Here is a 17,968-nt window from a genome sequence, read left to right as displayed (position 1 = left end):
ACACCTATAAATAGTACATTTGCCTTTACCCGGCAGCGCAGCTACAAAAAGCACTGCGCCTTGCTACGGTTTTTGACTATGCTAAGCCCCAACCCGGCAAGCCATTGCTTGCTATCTGATGCAATCCCGTACCCAAGGAGTTTCCCGTGAATGCAAGCTGGATCGACATCCCCTCCGCTGACGGTCAGCAATTCGGCGGCTATCTGTCCCTGCCACCCGCAGGCCATGGCCCTGGCATCGTGCTGGTGCAGGAAATCTGGGGCGTGAACGAACATATCCGGGCCGTGGCAGACCAGTACGCCCTGGCCGGCTATGTGGTACTGGCACCAGATGTTTTCTGGCGGCTGAATCCGCGTGTGGACCTGGCTTACGATGAGGCCGGCACCCGCCAGGCATTCGGCTATTACCAGACGCTTGATACCGCCCAGGCAGCCGCCGATGTTGCCACCGCCGTCGCCCTGCTGCGCAGTCGACCGGAAGTCAGCGGCAAAGTGGCTACGCTGGGCTTCTGCCTGGGTGGCCAGCTGGCCTTCCGCGCAGCGGCACTCAGCCAGGCGGATGCGGCAGTGTGCTTCTACGGTGGTGGCATTGACCAGCACCTGGCACTAGCCGGGCAGATCACCCAGCCCATCCTGTTCCATTACGCTGGCAATGACGATCATATTCCGCAGACTGCCGTCACCGCCGTGAAAGCGGCCTTCGCCGGCAAGAGCAATGCCGTGTTCTTCGATTATCCCGGCGTGGGCCATGGCTTCAATTGCTGGGGCCGCCACGCGGTGTACAACCAGCCTGCCGCAGCACTGGCCACCGGTCGCAGCCTGCAGTTTCTGGCCGCACACCTGTAAGCAGCCGCACCCCTTGCAGGCCGTTGCCCCACCGCAGCCTTAATCCAGCCAGGGATGGGCAGCCAGCCAGCGCCCCAGTTCGTTGTCGTTGGCGCACTGCAGCTTGCTGAAGATATTGGCGCGGTGGGTTTCCACCGACCGGTGGCCGCAGGGCGGCACCAGCACACGGGCAATTTCCTTATTGGCCTGTCCCAGCCCGACCAAGCGGGCCACCTCGCGTTCGCGCGGGGTGAGTTCTGCCCACTGCCGCAAAGCTTGGGCGCGTACCCGGGCCAGTGCGATGGCGGCAGGCAACTTGTCCAGCAGCTGCTGGGTGTCCGGCTTTTCCACCCAGTCAAAAGCACCGCGCCGTACCGCTTCCAGCGCAGTGGGAATATCACCGTGCGCCGACAGGAACAAGGTAACCAGCGGGCTGTGCGCCGCCAGCAACTGCTCAAACACCGACAGGCCGCTGATGCCACCCAGCCGCAAGTCCAGAATCACGCAGCCTGGCTGACGCAGGTTGACGGCACTGAGAAAAGCCTCGCCGGAGTCAAAAGCCTGCACGGCTAGCCCCTGTGACAGCAACAGCAGCAGCAGGGAACGGCGCAGGGCCTCGTCATCGTCGACAACAAACAGGGTGAGCGGCATGTCTTTCATGATGCAAGCGGTAGGGTAAAGGTAAAAGCTGCGCCGCCGTCGGGGCGGTTTTCCACGGTAATGCTACCGCCGTGTGCCTCGACAATGGTACGGCAGATATTCAGCCCCAGTCCCAGACCATCGGGCTTGGAGGTAAAGAAGGGGGCGAAAATCTGCTCCAGCTGTGCCGCTGGAATGCCAGCTCCATTATCCGCCACGGTCACGCACACACCTTGCTCTACTCGCTGGCTGAGCAGCAGGATGCTGCGCTGTCCCGCCGGCAACGGCTGCACAGCATGCAAGGCATTGTGAATCAGGTTCATCAGTACTTGCTCCAGCAATACCCGATCGCCACGCACCGGTGGTGTTCCCTCCTCCAACTGCAGTTGCAACTGGGCATGGTGGCGCTGCAGCTCCGGCTCGAGCAGGGCCACCGCATGGTTGATGACCTCGGCCAGTTGCAGGTTTTCATATTGCGCGCGTTGGGGATTGATGAATACGCGCACCCGCTTGACGATTTCGCTAGCCCGGCGCGACTGGGCAATGATGTCGTTCAGCGTTTCGGCCAACAGGCTGCTGGCACCCCGATCAGCCAGCGCCCGAGCGGCCAGGGCGAAATTGGACAGCGCCATCAGCGGCTGATTCAGCTCATGCGCCAGGGTGGAGGCCATTTCGCCCACGCTGGCCAGCCGTGCGCTGCGTTCCAGCCGCAGTTCCTGGTCACGCTGACGGGCTTCAGCCTGTTTCTGCGCGGTGATGTCCACCACCGAACTCATCCAGCCACGATGCACGCCGCGCGCGTCCACCAGGGCGGCGGTGTAAATCATGGTGATCACGTCATGGCCGTCCTTGTGACGGATGCGTGATTCGTAACCATAGGGCACCGCCCGGCCCTGCAACACGTCGTCGCTCACCTTGGCCTGTTTTTCCAGCTCGTCCGGATGCCAGTAGGGATAGGGTGGCCGGCAGCCCAGCAGCTCCTCCGCGTCATAGCCCACCATGCGGCAGAACGCCGGGTTGACGTAGATGATGCGCCCTTCCGGGTCGCGCGCGCGCATGCCCACCAGCAGCGAATCCTCCATCGCCTTGCGAAAGGTGTGGGCCTCTTCCAGATCGCGGGTACGGGCTTCCACCCGGCGTTCCAGTTCCAGCCTGGCGGTGCGCTGTTCGACAAAGCGTTTTTCACGCAAGCGCCAGTACAGAATGGTGAGCAGCAGCAGCGCCAGCAGCGTGAAACTGAGAATCAGCGCCAGTTGGCGGGCCTGGGCCACTTCTTTCATGTCGGTGGTGACGGTGAGGGTCCAGCCCAGTTCCGGCAGCGCGGTATCCAGTGCATACAGGGTTCTGGGGCGGCCTTGCAGCAGCGTGTGCACGATATGCCCGCCCGCTGCCCGGGACTGGATGCGCCAGGGCAGCTGGGGAAAACTGTTGCGCGCGCCATATTGCCGGTGCGCGCTGATCCAGTGCAAATCCGCCGCCGACAAGGGACTGGCCGCATGAAACAGCCATTCTGGTACCGCACTGAGAAACACCACGCCACGGCTGTCACGCAGCAGCACCGGATCGGTACCGCGCATCCATGCATTCTGCAAAGGCTCCAGACTCACCTTGACCACAGCCACCCCCAGGATGCCGTCCTCCCCGCGCACCGGCTCGGCGATGAACATGCCGGACTGGCCGGTGGTCAGCCCCAGGCCGTAAAAGAAGCCGCGTCGCCCCTGGATGGCATCCTCGAAATAAGGGCGCTGGCGATAGGATTCGCCCACAAAGCTGGCAGGCTGATTCCAGTTGCTGGACGACAGCGTCAGGCCATTGCGATCCACCAGAAACAGCGCCGCCGCACCAGTCGTGGTTTGCAGATCGGCAAAGTAGCGGTTTACCCGCGCACGCAGCACGGCATCCTGTGGCGACTGCAGCAAGGCCAGCACATCCGGGTGACGGGCTGCGGCATAAGGCAGGAAGTCATGTCTCTCCACCAGCCCGCGCAGGCCCAGCACATGCGCCGCCGCCGCTTGGCGCAGCGCGGCGGTGCGCGCTTCCATCTCGTGTCGCTCCGCCCAGTTTCCGGATTGCACAATCAGCCAGAGCGCAGCCACGGCCAGCAGCAACCAGCGCCCGTGGCGTGCAGTGAACCTGCCTTGCATGACCTCTCTCCGCCCATTGCCAAGCGCAGACCTTAGCAGCAGTCCGGCCGGCATGGAACGCTTCTCCGTAGTTTTACGGAGAGCACAGCGGCAAAGTTGCGGATGCCTTCCGGCGATCTGCACCGCATAGTGGTAGATCAGCAGCGGGGCGCCCAACAAACATACTTATATCCCGCACAACAAAGGAGAACACATGCGTAGCGCCACTACCCAACCGGCCAGCAGCACCGGTAGCAGCAACAGCGAGCGGATATCCGGCAAGCGTCTGCACGCCATCATCGTCGGCTCGGCCGGCAATCTGGTCGAATGGTTCGACTTCTACTGTTACTCGGCATTTGCCCTGTATTTTGCCAATGCCTTCTTCCCGGCACAGGACACCACCGCACAACTGATGTCCACCGCCGGCATTTTTGCACTGGGCTTTTTCATCCGCCCCATCGGCGGCATCCTGTTTGGCCACATCGGTGACCGCATGGGCCGCAAGACCGCGCTGATGGCCTCGGTGCTGCTGATGTGCTTCGGCTCGCTGCTGATTGCCTGTGCGCCTACCTATGCCAGCGCCGGCATCCTGTCGCCCTGCATCCTGCTGCTTGCCCGCCTGCTGCAAGGCCTGAGCCTGGGCGGCGAATACGGTGCCAGCGCAACTTACCTGTCGGAAATGGCTGATTCCAAACACCGTGGTTTCTACAGCAGCTTTCAGTACGTCACCCTGATTGGCGGACAGCTGCTGGCCCTGATCCTGCTGCTGGTATTGCAGAAATTCCTGCTCAGTGCGGAAGAGCTGCGCGCCTGGGGCTGGCGCATTCCGTTTTTTGTAGGTGCGGCGCTGGCGGTACTGGCCTTGCGCATGCGCCACAATCTGCCGGAAACCCCGTCGTTTGAAGCAGCCCGCAAGAAATCCAAGGCCATGGGTGGCCTGAAACAACTGGCACAACATCCCAGGGAAGTACTGCTGGTGGTGGGCCTCACCATGGGCGGCACGCTGGCCTTCTATGTGTACACCACCTATATGCAGAAATTCCTGCGCTTGTCGGTGGGCCTGACCGACATGCAAACCACCGCCGTATCGGCCGCCTCGCTGCTGTTTGCCATGTGTTTGCAACCGCTGTATGGCGCGCTGTCCGACCGCATTGGCCGCAAGCCGCTGCTGATCGGCTTTGCCCTGCTGGGTACCCTGTTCACCGTACCCCTGCTCACCGCCATCCGCCACGCCAGCGGGCCGTGGGAAGCCTTTGGCTTGATCGCCTGCGCCTGGATGATTGTGTCCGGCTATACCTCCATCAACGCACTGGTGAAGGCCGAGCTGTTTCCGGCCAGCATCCGCGCCACCGGGGTGGGCGTGCCCTACGCCTTTGCGGTATCGGTATTTGGCGGCACGGCGGAATACCTGGCCTTGTGGTTCAAGTCCATCCAGCTGGAAAGCGGCTTTTACTGGTACACCACCGCAGTGATTGCCTGCACCCTGCTGGTTTGCTGGTTTATGCGTGATACCGGTGCCCAGTCGCGCATCAATGCCGAGTCACAGGGCTGAGCCAGCAACTGGCCCTTACGGCAAAATGCCGTTCCCAAGCCAAGGGAACGGCATTTTCTTGTCTGGCCGGGAATATCCACCGGCACGGGGCCTGCCAATCATGAGCGGGAAGAAAATCACGCTCGCGCACGCAGAATCAGCACCACACCAGCCATCAACAGCACAGCCCCCAGCAGCGCGCTTACATCAGGCAGCGCATGTGTCTGCCGCATCTGCACCACCATGCCGGTAAGCAGCTGACTGGCCACCAGCACGGCAATGGTGGCGGCTGCGCCAATCGACTGATAGCCCATGATGCCGGCAAAGACAAAAAACGAACCCAGCAAACCCGGCAACAGCAGCCAGGGCTGCATGGCCTGCACCATCTCGCCCAGCCCGGCCAGGCCCTTGCGCGCCAGCAGACTGGCCAGCAGCAAGACCAGGCCCACCGCCGAGTTGATGGCTAGCGTGATCAGCACGGTAGACACCGACTGGGTGATCTTCACCATCAGCAGGTTCTGGAACACCAGCGCCACACCAGCCGCTACCAGCAGCGGAAAAACCAGAAATGCATTCATCGCAGGCTATCCCGGCGGGTAATTCAGCCATCCACCGGCTGCAGCGGGGTTTCCAGCAGCAACTGATAGAAGGCCAGGTCCAGCCAGCGCCCAAACTTGAAACCCACCTCAGGCAGGGTGCCGACATGACGGAAGCCCAGGCTCTCGTGCAGGGACACGCTACCGCTATTGCTGGCATCAATACCGCCCATCATGGCATGCACGCCCTGCTCTCTGGCTGCGGCAATCAGCGCCTGCATGATTTGACGCCCCAGACCCTGCCCGCGGAAATCCTTGTGCACATACACCGAGTGCTCCACCGTGTACTTGTACGCAGGCCAGGCACGGAAGCTGCCATAGCTGCCAAATGCCAACAGCTGGCCAGCGGCGTTCTCAATGCCGATGACAGGATAGCCCCCCTTGTGCTTGGCGGCGAACCAGCCATCCATGCTGTCCGGGCGGCGGGGCTTGTAGTCGTACAGTGCGGTGGAGTTGACGATGGCATCGTTGAAAATATCCAGAATGGCAGCGGCGTGGCGCTCATGGGTACAGCAAACCAGTTGCGGCTGAGTCATGACTATCTCCCGGGAAAAGAAGGTGTTGCCGTCAGGGCAAGTAGATAACGGGCGGGCTGACTGCCCGGATTGTGGAAAATAATTTGCTGACCCAAAGTCATGGCCAGACAGTCGCCCCGTTGCAGTAACCACACCTGCCCTTCCAGGGTGATTTCCATTTCCCCCTCCAGCATCCATAGCTGCTGATGCGTGGTGATGCTGCGCATGGCGTTGTCGAACACCACGCGGCCAGCGGGCGGAAAACTGACTTCAGCCAGCTCCAGCGGCGAGCCATAACCATGCGGCGACAGATGCTTGCGCACATAGCCAGAGGCCGGGTCCTGCCACACTTGCTGCTCTGCTGCGCGTGCCAGCGGCAGGGCGGCACCGACGGCAGCCTCCTCATCAAACAGCGAGGCCAGGTTCACCCCCAGCGCATCGGCCAGCTTGTTCAGCACAGCTGCCGTCGCACTGGTTTCGGCACGTTCGATCAGTGAAATCATCGAGCGGCTGACGCTGCTGCGCTCTGCCAGTTGCTCCAGAGAGAAGCCACGCTCCTTGCGCAAGCTGCGGATGCGTTTGGCTAATTGGGTATCCAGGTTCATATTTCCAATATACAGGAAATATTTTCCCAAAATCAAGACGAAAATCCAGCAAAAACCACGCAGCGCATTGGCCTGATCACACTTGAGCGAAGCAGCCTGAACCACAGCAAGGCCATTCCGCGGGACCAGGAAGCAGGCAGAAGCAGATCACACCAACCTGCATGACTTTTAAATAACAATTATCCTGTCTGCTCACCAAGGAGGATGTATGCCGGATACTGCTTTGCTGATTGTGGACATCCAGTGTGGGGTTGTTGCGGGTGATCTGCCTGCCGTCCGGCTGGACGCTGTGCTGGAAAACCTCAACCTGGCCATTGCCAAGGCACGCCAGCGTGGCTTTCCCGTCGTGTTTGTTCAGCATGAGGAGGCCGGGCTGGAGCGGGACAGTGCCGACTGGCAGCTGCATCCGACCCTACAGCAGGCTGCCGGTGATCACCGCATTTTCAAGCGCTATGGCGACAGCTTTTGCGACACTCCGCTAGCCTCCCTGCTGGACACGCTGGGCGTCAGCAAGCTGTGGCTGGGCGGCTGTGCAACAGACTTCTGCGTAGACAGCACCCTGCGCAATGCGGTATCACGGGGGTTCCAGGTCACCGTGATTGCAGATGCGCATACCACCCTGAGTGCCTTTGCACTGAGCGGCGAACAGGTGATCGACCACTTCAACGCGGTATGGCACGCTACCAATGCCACCCCGCAGCCCTTGCATGTAAAAACCGCAGCCGCCTTGTAGGCTTGCGACCCCGATCCAATACAAGCTCACTCTTCCAATAACAACAGCCCGACAAGACATGCTTGCCGGACGAGCTTGTATCCAGATGAAGCTGCCTTGCTCTCCAAAAGGAGTTCGAGTGGCAACGCAAGACGATGGATTTCTCACTTAGTTGCATTGCTAACTAATTTTGTTATACTTGAGTCATGTTCGAGCATTGCCTGTACTTCAACACCACTTCTTTAGCCCGTCAGCTAGAACGGGAGTGGACTGGTGCGTTCAAACCTTTTGGTCTTACACCGTCCCAAGCTTTTATGCTTCGTGTGATCTTAGATAAGCAATCAATTACGAGTACTGATCTTTCTATCGAACTGAATATTTCTAAAGCGACTTGCTCACGCTCTGTAGATGGATTGATCGAACTCGGCTTCGTTAAAAAGCTACATGCTGGTACAGATGGTCGAAGTCATGAACTACACCCTACAGCCAAAGCACGAGCAATTCATGATGATCTGAATCTAGCAAGTGGTGAAGTTACAAAGAAGATCAAACGAATCATTGGTAGTGATCAATTTGAGACTACAGTGAAGAATCTAAGAGAAATCGGCTCATCTATCAGGTAGTTTTTTTGACGAAATGGTTGCATAGCTAACTAAATGGAGGCTTGAAATGCCAATTTTGACTGTGAAGATAAGCGGTAAGAAGTCCCAAGAACTGACTAGTCAGGTCGGGGAATTGCTGATGGATCTAACGAGCCGTATTCTTAAAAAGAAGCGGGAGGTGACAGCTATAGCTATTGAGTATGTAGATCACGACTCATGGTTCGTTGGAGGAAAGCTGTTGAGCGAGGCTGGAAAGAATAGTTTCTATTTCGACATTAAAATCACTGATGAAACCAACACCAAGGACGAAAAGGCTCGGTACATCAAGGAAGCCTACGAAGGCTTTGATCGGTTACTAGGTAACCTTCATGAAGAGAGTTACATCTATGTTCAAGATGTGAGCGCTACAGCTTATGGTTTCGGTGGAAAGACTCAAGAGTTTAGGTATCACCACTAAGAAAAACTATTCGAGCCGTTCAATTGTCAATTCAACAATCTAAGGGAGGGAATGAGGCTGAAGTCCCATATCCCTCCTTTTTCTTTTCTTGTAGATCGAAAAGACGCTCTCTGAACCTAGATCACATCCCCTATGGCTCCTGTAGCTGTTTTTAATAAGTTCTTCAGCTTCACTCCAAACTCGTCGCTAAGCTGAATTACCAGTTCAGAGTGGGTCTTTTGATAGGCTGAATACGATCCAATCATCAACCCTTTGGTACACACTAAAACCATGAAACGGACTAGAAACCCCGCTTCTGAATAATGACTACACCGAATAAAGTTCGTCGGGAACATAGGCCGTAAAGCCTTGATCTAGCGAGGGGGCAATTCAAAGCCAAAGTCCGTCGGACTCTCTCTGAGTAATCCCCTGCACCATAAGGTGTTGAACAAAGTCAGTCGAAACAACAAGGACAGGGAATAGGTCTGCCGGGACGACGGTGACAGATGATTTGTTCCGTAAATTAAAAGGCCTTGAGATTTTTTTATTCCCAGAAAATTCGCTCACGATTCGATATCATTTCCGACCAGCGCCCACTTTACTGGGATCGACCTCCATGGGAGCCCATGGTGTAAAACTATTTATCAAACATTCATCCAGTTTGTTGACAGCAATCAATGCCTTATCATGCTCGATCGACTTATTTTTTTCGACGCCCTCCAGAATTATCTCTATTAGAGCGTGCAGAGCGCCAGCATTGTTTTTGTTGAATATTACGCGCTCGGACTCAGTCAAAAGCATTGTGAATGGCTTTCTGATGCCATCTTCCAATTCGATATATGCTGAAACGTAAGGCTGCTCATATGTATTGACTGAATGTGCGACGTGTTTGTCTCGTACCTTCTTCAAATGATCGTGTGCATCCAAAAGATCTTTCGGCACATCTTCACGTGCAAGGCCAAATCGCTTTCCTGTATTATGAAAGCATCTCACGTATCGAATAACTGCAGCTGTAACTAGCCCATCGATGAGAATCGCATTTTTATTTGTATCATCGCGCTCAATTAATGCAAGCTCACAAAGCTGCTTAGCTATACCTAATTCATATTGGATGCTACCAAGGTCAGCCAGTTGCTTAACTTCATCAATAGGAATGTGAACTTTCATTTGTTTTGTAATCATCTCTCGCTCTAAGAATTAGGCCTAAAAATGTTTATATACATTCAGCCCTTGATCCAGTTATTCGGATGAAGGCATATCTCATCCGGACTCCTTGGCAAAGTATGCGGTGGCCTTTTTTTTAGGATGTCGCGCTCCTCGGTCACCCGTTTCAGTGCTGCCTTGAGACGGTGGATTTCAGCTTGCAAGTCTGCTAATTCGGCTTGCTTGGGGCGCGTGGGGTCATAACGTTTCATCCATTGGCACAGGCTATGCGACGTCTCCTCAGAATTAAATAGTCCGCTGCTTTAGAGTCCCATGTCCTTAATCCAAGGAGATCCGACGAGAAGAAGCCTTTTTTAGGGAAAAATCATCGGCCTTCTGCGTGAGGTGGATGGATTGAGAATATTATTCTATGTCACTCTTCCCAAACCTGAAGGTTTCCACTTCTCCACAACTCACCATCCCAAGATATGACATCACTTAGGTATTTACACATTGTGTGCTGACGAAAGCGAGGTGAGCCATTTTTTTTAAACCACTTATTAATTAAGGTTATCGGCCTTGGGGGAAATGATCTCTTTTTTTCGTTAAGAGTAGGCTGCCAAAAGTAAATTATCATTGATTCCGCCATCTCAAGGAAATGTCTTGATGCATCTTCAGGATATTTAACCGTTCCAAGCCAAAACTCTTGCCCCCTGTTAATTTCGTGTACTTTATGATGAAGTCTAAATCTACCAAGAAAACTACCTTCAGTAATACCACAATATTGGATTGTAGCCTCTCGCTCGTACTTTAGCTTTCCTGTTGCCAAGTAGAGGCCATTTCCCCATTCTGGATTTTCTTCTATTTCGGAATAGCTGTAAGGCCCGTGCCAGTCAATAATAACTGTAGTATGCAATACCACGATTCATCCTTAAATATCATTCTTGAACTCATCAGTCAGCTTAGTTACATCAGAATACAGCGCTGGTCATCTATACATGGGCCATAAACTCCGCTTTGAGGCCATATGAGTTGCTTTGAGACCACCATCGGAGCCATCTTCCCATGCTCAAATCATAGGGCAGAAATGCCTACAGGAGGCCAGACAGTCCATGCGCCGCTTCGTGCTAACTCATCACGCCGGGTCACTTACTACCCTCATAAGTTCTCGACCTGTGGTCGTAAGAATCCAGACTCTGTCCAATTCGGTCACAAGCCCAAGCTTTACTAAGTGTATATGATTGAACGTTTTACGCTCATTAAAGAGCCCTAATGTTGTCCGCGATGCCAATGCTTTAAGCACCTTGATAGTAAGTGAAGTAGATTCATCCTGTTGAGCTATCTTTAGAAGTAAAACCGCGTCACGTGAAGTTAACCTCGAAAGTAGTTTTGCTATTTCCGGATGGACCCCTCCATCAAGAAATTCGTTTGCCAAAAGATTTGCCCACAAACCTCTGATTGTAATGTCAGTTTGATTATCAGTATTCTCAAGCGCTTCATAAACAACACTGGGCTTGACTATAACATCAGGGCCTGGCCCAACTGGAAGTTCCTGGATTTTTTTGTAAACTTCTTCCAGACATTTTGCGGCAATGATCTTCTGTTCGTCTTCTAGTTTCAAGAACCGTAGCTCTATTAAGCGCCCAATGCCTTCCGTTGTGGCAGTTAACGGATAGATCAGCTTCTCAAACGTAGTGCACGCTGTGCGCGCGAGCTGCCCCCAAGCTTCTTTCGGAATTGACTTAACAATGTTTGTAGAAACATCCATTACTTATTCCTCCTTGGTAGCGAAATATACCCTTTGTCTACCCGCCGTAATTATACAAATTTCATGTTCAAATCTCACCGGAATTTCTTGATAATTTTACGCTGAACTACAAACAGCGGGACCCAGTTCAATCTACACCAGTCCGTGGACTCATTGTAATTGCGATAATGCAAGCTCATAGGGATATCGATTAAGCTCGTCAACTGGGTAGCTGACTGCTCCCAGAAAGCTGTCCTTGCGTTTCCATCTATCGGCTATCAAGAACCGACATGGAAACCCCGCTCTCAACCAGAAGTGGCCGTTGCGATCACGGCTCGGCTACGGTCACTTAGTGAGCCGATGTGTCTTGGAACTGACCAAATAGAGTCTCCGCCGCGCGGTCGAGCCGCTCGAACTCGTCTTCTCGGTAGTGCTCCCAATTGGCCTCTTTGAACAAGCGCGCTTCAACCAGAACATAAGACTGAGAATCCCGTTCCAGAACACGCATGATCGACTGGGCGTGAAACCAAGCCATCGGGGCCCTCAGAACTGCCTCCATCTGTTGTGACCAGTCGGGAATGGTATTGAAGCGAGGGTGCTCACTGAGGCGGGCAAAGCCGCGCCATAGGGAAAAAGCCTCGTCGTTCTGAGGACGGTCGGCTTGTACGTCAAACCGCTGAATCCAACGATGGAGCAACCCTTCCAGGATGGGTTGAATATCGGGGGTGTCGATGCATCTAGCCAAGATGCACAGTCCTTCAAAGAAATCGTCTCCGCCAACTGAGAGAAAACGGGTTAAGACGGGGATGAGGCGGCCATCGATCTCCAGCTGAGCCGACAGAACATGGGCCTTTTGGCAGAGAGCTGGCATCAACGTTTCCTCCGCCTCTGCCAGCACGGAGTAGAAGTGCGCATCGTCGCCCTGGGCCGCCAAGCACGCAAGAAAGTCGGATGCATAGGTTTCGCCTAGTGGCCCCTCAAGCTGCTTCATGTGCCACGGAATTGCAAGGCCGAACCGATTGGCCGCAGCAATGGCTAGGCGTAGACGATCCTGCAAGGATGGTCCGCCTTGAAAAGTGGTTCGGCGTTGGCTGACCTGATGGCCTTCCTTGGTAAATGCGACGGCAGGAGCAAAGACTGTTTCGCCCCGTTCCGGATCCTTTGCCGGATCGGCCAAGCCGATGAGGGTTTCGCATTCATCAACTATCAGTGGCTCAAGGACTAACGGCCCATCGGGCAAAGGATGTGCCGCGCCACCGGACAGCAGGCGAACAGCCGCCTGGTATGTCAGCGGCGAAATGACTGACGGCGGAGTTGATGTAGGGACTGCTGCCGGCATTGACCCTGCATTCAGCACTGGTGACGTGGCGAGCTGGTTGAGAAGCTCGTTCACCACTCTATCATCGGCCCACGTCGTACCCATTACGAGGGCTTGCAGCTTTTGCCCCAGCGCTGGACCGCGCTCCGGGAATTTAGAACGCTCCAACAGGGCCCGCAATGCCATCCAAACGTGACTGGCCGCCGCCAGATGCACGTCGAGCCGATCCAAGCGCCCACATAGGCGGAGTGACCGCAATACCGCTGCTTGCAGCAGTGGGGCGTGCAAAGAGTTGAGTAATTGATCCAACCTGGCACTGTCTAGATCGCCTCCGCAGACAAGCACGTCATATAACCAACCGGCAGCATCCGTGCTGGATGGCAGATCGGTAGGGTCAAGGGTGCGTTGCCAAGAACCTTCGAAGTAGGGTTCGAAGCAACTGACGAAACCGGCGCGGTCGCCCCTATAAAACTGCCTTAAACCCCATGCAGCCTGGGGAAGGATGGTCGTCATTGCGTCGTGAGCTAGGAGGCTCCGATGATGATCTTGAGTGAAGGGAGACCGCTCCGCCATCACCGAGGACTCGATACGCACAAGCGCTGCCTCGTAGGGCAATCTGCCCGCAGCGGCGATCGCAGCCCTCCGTACCGACCATAACTGGTGGGGATCAGTCGCAATCGAAACGAGCCGATCCGCGGCGCTCAAATCCCTGGTGCGATGCGCCAGGACGCACCACCACAGGTCTGCCGCGGGTGTGCCGATGTGTGCAGCCAAGTCGGCTGTTGAACCGGCACCGGAGGCGAGGATCGTGGTCGCGAGCATGGTTTGAACTTCCAAAGCCTCCTCTTGGCCATAGCGCTCAATGAGTCGTGGCAATGCTGCGCGATCTCGCCGACGGGCAAGGGTGATGGCCGCGCTGAGACGGACATGTGGATTGCCGTGGGCTAGCGCCTGAAGAAGTGCGGCCGTGACATTGGGCCCAGGTGCCTGTCCCTGCCGCACAATGATAGAAGGAAGTCCGGTCCACCCTATGTCGTCTTCAGACGCCAACGCTTCCTCCAGCACAGGGATAGCTTCGGTGAAGGGCGTCACACTGGCTATGATGCGAAAGACAGCCCTCCAACGCGGCCAGTCAGAAGAATCCATGGCCTGAAGGCGGTCAAGTAAGCCATCTAATCGGGAGCCCGACCAGGCCAGGCTAATCAGCGCTTGTGCTCTGAATTGGAATTCCGCCGTGGCGTCCAGCACTCGCTCCTCATAGTGGCGCCAGTCGACAAGGGCTGGAACTATCGCGGTGACAAGGTTCGCGAGCGTGCCAGCGCCATCGGCGCGGCCGCGGAGAGCTTCGCACAAATTCAGTATCTTCGGCTCACCTAGGTAGACCAGGATCCTGATGGCATTAACAAGCGCATCGCTGTCCAAAGCCTGAGCTTGCAATACCGCCACGCACGGACCTCGCAAGGCCTTACGCACGCGCCAGATCAAGCCACCCAAAGGTCCAAACAACGGACTGCGGGTACGGATCATGTCGGCTTGAGGCACTTCCGGTATTGCCGCCAGCAGGTCAGCGACATCCTCTACGGTGTTGACCTTTAAATAGAGCGTGGGCCAGCCGTCGCCACGCCCTGCTTCGATTAATTGCGGATGAGTCCAGAGGTAGTGGAGCGCGTGTCGTAGTGCGGCCCCGTTGGCATACAGCAGGAGTCCTAAGAAAGGCTTCTGGATCTCCTCAGGCTGACGATCAAGAAGGGCTAGCGCAGTGGGGCCGATCGTGCCCCTTTGGCGGCGCGCCGCGATTGACAGCCAAGACAAAGCCTGCGCTCCCGCCTTTGGATTGGGGGTGCTCTGGATCATAAATTGGATCAAATCGCCCAGACACGATGGCTCCGCCGCGAGGATTGCCTCAAGGATGGGCCGCGCCCATTCGGGGTCCGCAAATATGCGCTCAGGCTGTGCGCGGACTAGGTCGTTGAGCGCTTTAGATGAATCCTTCAGCTCATTGAAAATATCAGCCAGCAGGTAGGCACCTTCGACCTGTCTCGGACCAGCGATGACGGAGGCAACCTCATTCGCGGACACTAGACCATGGCGAGCTATATAGGGCCAGAGAGCCGTCCAGCTCTCTCCCGCGAGGAAAGCCTCCCGTGCGTGGGCTCGGGCCTCTTGGCTCCGTCCGGCCTGTTCCAAGTGAAGGATAACAGCGCCTATCTGGCCCTTATCTCGATACCAGGCTGCCAAGGCACTATGAGCATCCCGTTGCATCTGCGGGGCGATCAGCTCCTCAAGGCCGACACGCACCGTTTCGTGCATTTCGAAGGTTTCGCCATCATGTCGGCGTAGCAAGCCTAGGTCCAAGAGCTCGCGGATTGCTTGGCCGACATTGTCGCTTGGAAAGACGCCTTTGGCCGCAACACGGCTGAATGGCAGTGCAAAGCAGGTAAGTTTTTCAGCAGCAGCGCGTGCCCTATCTGTCACTCGGTTAAAGCGGGTTCGCTCCGCAGTGGCCAGCCGTTCCTCTGCAGGGCATGCCGCAAGAGCGGCCATTTCGTCCGTTGTTTGAACTCGAGAGAGGGCCTGTGCCAAGCTTACGTTGAGGCCAGCCGCGCGACCCGCAGTAATCTGTTGGTAGACGCTCCAGAGTTTGGCCCGATCTGGCTCGGCATGACGCCGTCCGACCAAAGTGACGAATTCCTCAAAACTCAGCCCTGGGGTATCGCAACTGCGCACGCCAAGCTGTGCCTGCTCCAGACCGGTGAATTCCCGAAACACACGCTCCTGCCCGAAAACAATGAGGCGCAGGCCGTTGGAAGGCTGGGCGCGAATGAAGGCAGCAAGATCACGTGCAAAGCCTGGCGGCTCGCTTCCCTCTACGAGGTCCAGTAGGAGAAGGCATTCGCTGGATATCTCGGAAAAGACCTTAGCCAAGGCTGCCAGGATACCCTCATCCGCCAGACCGGGTTGGACCGCCACAGCGAATGGTTCTGGCACGCTCTTGCGTCGGAGATGGAAGGCGACCCCTACCAGGCAATCCCGCAGGCTAATGTTTGCGCGCACTTCGGCATAAAGGGCAACACGGTTCGGATGGATTAGTCGTGATCGTTCGAGGATCTCGGCGGCCAATCGGGTTTTGCCAGAGCCGGAAATACCGACCACCTCGACAGCTGCTCCCTCCCATGCATCGGCTAGATCCGCAGCCAGAGCAGGCCGCCATACGTGATCGTCCTCCAGGGGCGGCGGCTCCTTGACGGGAACCATTTGTGGCCAGACGCAGCGCAGCTCTCTCTCGAATTCTTCGAGGTCAAACGATCGCGCAGGCTGTTTGGCGATGTCGTTGATGAAGCCGCGCAAATTGCGGAACAACGTGTGTTCAATGACCGGCCGCTTCAGACCATAGCGCTGCTCCAAGCGTTGCATGACCCGTTCTGCCACGTCGATTTCAGTCCCATTTGCGTCAAGGATCTGGATCCGGCAGAGGACGCCCGGCAAGAGAGCATGCAGTAGCCCCACCTCTTGAGCGTAGCGTTGCGCGAATACCGCGCCTGCAGAGCTATGGAGCTGCCCGAACGCATTAGCGGCTGTGACCAGGGCGGTTTGAGCCTCGGCCGGATCGGTCGGTAATGATTTGGGCGCAAACCATCGCGAGGCTGCTTTAGCTACGGCTGATCCGGCTGGAAGCAGTAATTGCGCCTCTTTGCGCGCAAGTCCGTGAATTACGGTCCAGTATGCATCTGGGGTCTTGGCAGGCCCCTCGGGACCGGCGTCAAAGAGCCCTCGGCCCATCGCATCGACTTCGTCACCGAGCACCCAGACCTGTTCATGATCGTTGCCCGTGAGGCGAGCTATTGCGTCCGGCAGGAGCTCGCGAACAATGTCCGTCAGGCTCCAGGGCGATGGATTAGGGCGGGCTTGGACGTCTTCGGTGGGCTTCTTGACCTGCACAAAGCGGCTGCAGCCAACTCCAGCGTCGGTCCACCGCAGATCAAGATCATCCTCACCCTCAGGACGAACGGAAGCACTTAGCCCATGAAGCTCGAAATGGTCCAATAGCAGGTCCAGGATCACCGTGGCCTGGTAGTCGAAACCGCGTATTGCGCTAATCCCACCTGACATTCGCCTGTCTTGCCTCTAAATCAAATCGATAACGAAAGGTCCGAGTCACACCATAGGGCCAGAAACGAACTACTGCGCTGGAGTGGTTATTGATAGGCTTTATCCTTTTTACCCTCCATTGCCACCCTGAAATATGAGGTCTCCAAGTACGCGTACCAGTCCTTGTCCGATTGGCCAGCCCGTCGGATCCACTCTCTACCATTCTTGAACACGTGACCTTGCGCCAGGTAATAAGCAGGTCGCAGCTCCATTGTTGCCACCTTGTCATCGATGCGGTATCTGTTATACCTGCTGTCCAACTGATCGGGGGCAACAAAGTAAAGGACTACGATGTGCCCCAGCGATGAAAGAGACAGCAACCGGAAGAACGTGCCAAAGTCCGGATAATGGGTCTGGATAACCTCAATGATCACCGACTCGTGGCCTACCCTGGGGAAGAAGACCGTGGTGTCTCTCCCCGCAATGTCCGGCTCAATGTAGGAGCCTCCATCGAATGCCACGCGGCATTCGCTTTCGGTAAACCAGCGGTAACGCGCAGGCTCCTCAAGGAGGAAGATCACCTGCTCCTCGTAGTTCGCCCCTTCGCCGCTAGCACGTGGAGTTTCGTCGTCAAAGACTTTGGTAATGATCTTCAGCTTATTTTCCTGAAGCGTCCCCCTCAGCCAGGAAACCACCTTTTTGTGCGTCGGGTCGTTCTCCGTCGTTCCAACTCTGGTCCTGAAGCTCGCGTCACCCAGGCGCCGAAAGTGGGGCCTGTTCTTATTACGCACAGGAACAACGAGAGCACCGTCCTCATTCGCTAACGGCTCGGCCTTCATCTGTGGGTATACACGCCCGTCTAAAATCTGGGCCTCGGAATACGGACGGCGGGAATAGAGACCAGTAACAGTCGGCATGAGTTCATCTTTCTGATCAATGGTCACGTAGACTACCCTTGGTTGGAGAGGCCGCCAGTCTCGGCCTCTAGATTGCTACGCATTCAATATTTAAAGGCCCAAGCCATGTGCCACTATAGTGGTGGAACTCAAACAGACTTGTCTTGAAATCTTGGCGGCTCTATCGAAGTT

General features: G+C 56.1%; 15 protein-coding genes and 1 pseudogene. 5 read left to right on the top strand and 11 right to left on the bottom strand.

The annotated features are described in order from the left end of the window. The first annotated feature begins 146 nt into the window (after window positions 1–146). Window positions 147–845 (top strand): dienelactone hydrolase family protein, encoded by a 699-nt coding sequence (locus tag QVF59_RS18985; protein ID WP_287881899.1) that lies wholly within the window; start codon window positions 147–149, stop codon window positions 843–845. 39 nt (window positions 846–884) lie between these two features. Here the strand turns inward: QVF59_RS18985 and QVF59_RS18980 are convergent, their stop codons facing one another. Both QVF59_RS18980 and QVF59_RS18975 read right to left on the bottom strand, forming a co-directional pair. Next, window positions 885–1,484 carry a response regulator transcription factor gene (locus tag QVF59_RS18980; protein WP_159874706.1) on the bottom strand — a complete coding sequence of 200 codons (600 nt, stop codon included), beginning with the start codon at window positions 1,482–1,484 and terminating at the stop codon, window positions 885–887. Then, window positions 1,481–3,607: a sensor histidine kinase gene (locus tag QVF59_RS18975; protein WP_287881897.1), complete on the bottom strand. Its 2,127-nt coding sequence runs from the start codon at window positions 3,605–3,607 to the stop codon at window positions 1,481–1,483. The genes QVF59_RS18980 and QVF59_RS18975 overlap by 4 nt, the downstream gene beginning before the upstream one ends. Window positions 3,608–3,800: 193 nt before the next feature. On the opposite strand from QVF59_RS18975, the gene QVF59_RS18970 reads away from it, so the two are divergent. Then, window positions 3,801–5,138: an MFS transporter gene (locus QVF59_RS18970; RefSeq protein WP_287881895.1), complete on the top strand. Its 1,338-nt coding sequence runs from the start codon at window positions 3,801–3,803 to the stop codon at window positions 5,136–5,138. 116 nt (window positions 5,139–5,254) lie between these two features. Here QVF59_RS18970 and QVF59_RS18965 read toward each other — a convergent pair whose 3' ends face one another. From QVF59_RS18965 to QVF59_RS18955, 3 genes are read right to left on the bottom strand one after another with little or no spacing between them, the layout of a single operon-like run. Continuing rightward, on the bottom strand, window positions 5,255–5,695 hold the full coding sequence (locus QVF59_RS18965; RefSeq protein WP_287881894.1) for a DMT family transporter: 441 nt from the start codon (window positions 5,693–5,695) through the stop codon (window positions 5,255–5,257). A gap of 23 nt (window positions 5,696–5,718) precedes the next feature. Beyond that, the gene (locus QVF59_RS18960) at window positions 5,719–6,249 is read right to left on the bottom strand and encodes a GNAT family N-acetyltransferase (RefSeq protein WP_287881892.1); all 531 of its coding nucleotides are present in this window, start codon (window positions 6,247–6,249) and stop codon (window positions 5,719–5,721) included. 2 nt (window positions 6,250–6,251) lie between these two features. Then, entirely contained in the window at window positions 6,252–6,833 is a 582-nt protein-coding gene (locus QVF59_RS18955; RefSeq protein WP_159874701.1) for a helix-turn-helix domain-containing protein, read from the bottom strand. Window positions 6,834–7,041: 208 nt separating this feature from the next. Here QVF59_RS18955 and QVF59_RS18950 point away from each other — a divergent pair, with 208 nt between their 5' ends. The 3 genes from QVF59_RS18950 (at window position 7,042) to QVF59_RS18940 (ending at window position 8,604) form a co-directional block, all read left to right on the top strand. Next, window positions 7,042–7,566 carry an isochorismatase family protein gene (locus QVF59_RS18950; protein ID WP_287881890.1) on the top strand — a complete coding sequence of 175 codons (525 nt, stop codon included), beginning with the start codon at window positions 7,042–7,044 and terminating at the stop codon, window positions 7,564–7,566. 185 nt (window positions 7,567–7,751) lie between these two features. Next, on the top strand, window positions 7,752–8,168 hold the full coding sequence (locus QVF59_RS18945; protein ID WP_287881888.1) for a MarR family winged helix-turn-helix transcriptional regulator: 417 nt from the start codon (window positions 7,752–7,754) through the stop codon (window positions 8,166–8,168). A 46-nt stretch (window positions 8,169–8,214) separates the two neighbouring features. Continuing rightward, window positions 8,215–8,604 (top strand): tautomerase family protein, encoded by a 390-nt coding sequence (locus QVF59_RS18940; protein WP_287881886.1) that lies wholly within the window; start codon window positions 8,215–8,217, stop codon window positions 8,602–8,604. 555 nt (window positions 8,605–9,159) lie between these two features. On the opposite strand, the gene QVF59_RS18935 is transcribed toward QVF59_RS18940, so the two are convergent. The 6 genes and pseudogenes from QVF59_RS18935 to QVF59_RS18910 form a co-directional block, all read right to left on the bottom strand. Next, window positions 9,160–9,765, bottom strand: a complete 606-nt coding sequence (locus tag QVF59_RS18935; protein ID WP_287881884.1) for a hypothetical protein — start codon at window positions 9,763–9,765, stop codon at window positions 9,160–9,162. A gap of 61 nt (window positions 9,766–9,826) precedes the next feature. Next, window positions 9,827–10,019 (bottom strand): annotated as a pseudogene (locus QVF59_RS18930) (IS3 family transposase); the annotation flags it as partial. A gap of 140 nt (window positions 10,020–10,159) precedes the next feature. Further along, window positions 10,160–10,648: a hypothetical protein gene (locus QVF59_RS18925; RefSeq protein ID WP_287881882.1), complete on the bottom strand. Its 489-nt coding sequence runs from the start codon at window positions 10,646–10,648 to the stop codon at window positions 10,160–10,162. A 213-nt stretch (window positions 10,649–10,861) separates the two neighbouring features. Beyond that, the gene (locus QVF59_RS18920) at window positions 10,862–11,494 is read right to left on the bottom strand and encodes an Abi-alpha family protein (protein WP_287881880.1); all 633 of its coding nucleotides are present in this window, start codon (window positions 11,492–11,494) and stop codon (window positions 10,862–10,864) included. 328 nt (window positions 11,495–11,822) lie between these two features. Beyond that, on the bottom strand, window positions 11,823–16,901 hold the full coding sequence (locus tag QVF59_RS18915) for a HEAT repeat domain-containing protein (protein WP_287881878.1): 5,079 nt from the start codon (window positions 16,899–16,901) through the stop codon (window positions 11,823–11,825). Window positions 16,902–16,987: 86 nt separating this feature from the next. After that, window positions 16,988–17,824 (bottom strand): hypothetical protein, encoded by an 837-nt coding sequence (locus QVF59_RS18910; protein ID WP_287881876.1) that lies wholly within the window; start codon window positions 17,822–17,824, stop codon window positions 16,988–16,990. Window positions 17,825–17,968: the final 144 nt, after the last annotated feature.

The organism is Aquitalea sp. (assembly GCF_030150775.1).
GTDB classification, from domain to species: Bacteria; Pseudomonadota; Gammaproteobacteria; order Burkholderiales; family Chromobacteriaceae; genus Aquitalea; species Aquitalea denitrificans.
This window is presented reverse-complemented; position numbering and strand designations above follow the sequence as displayed.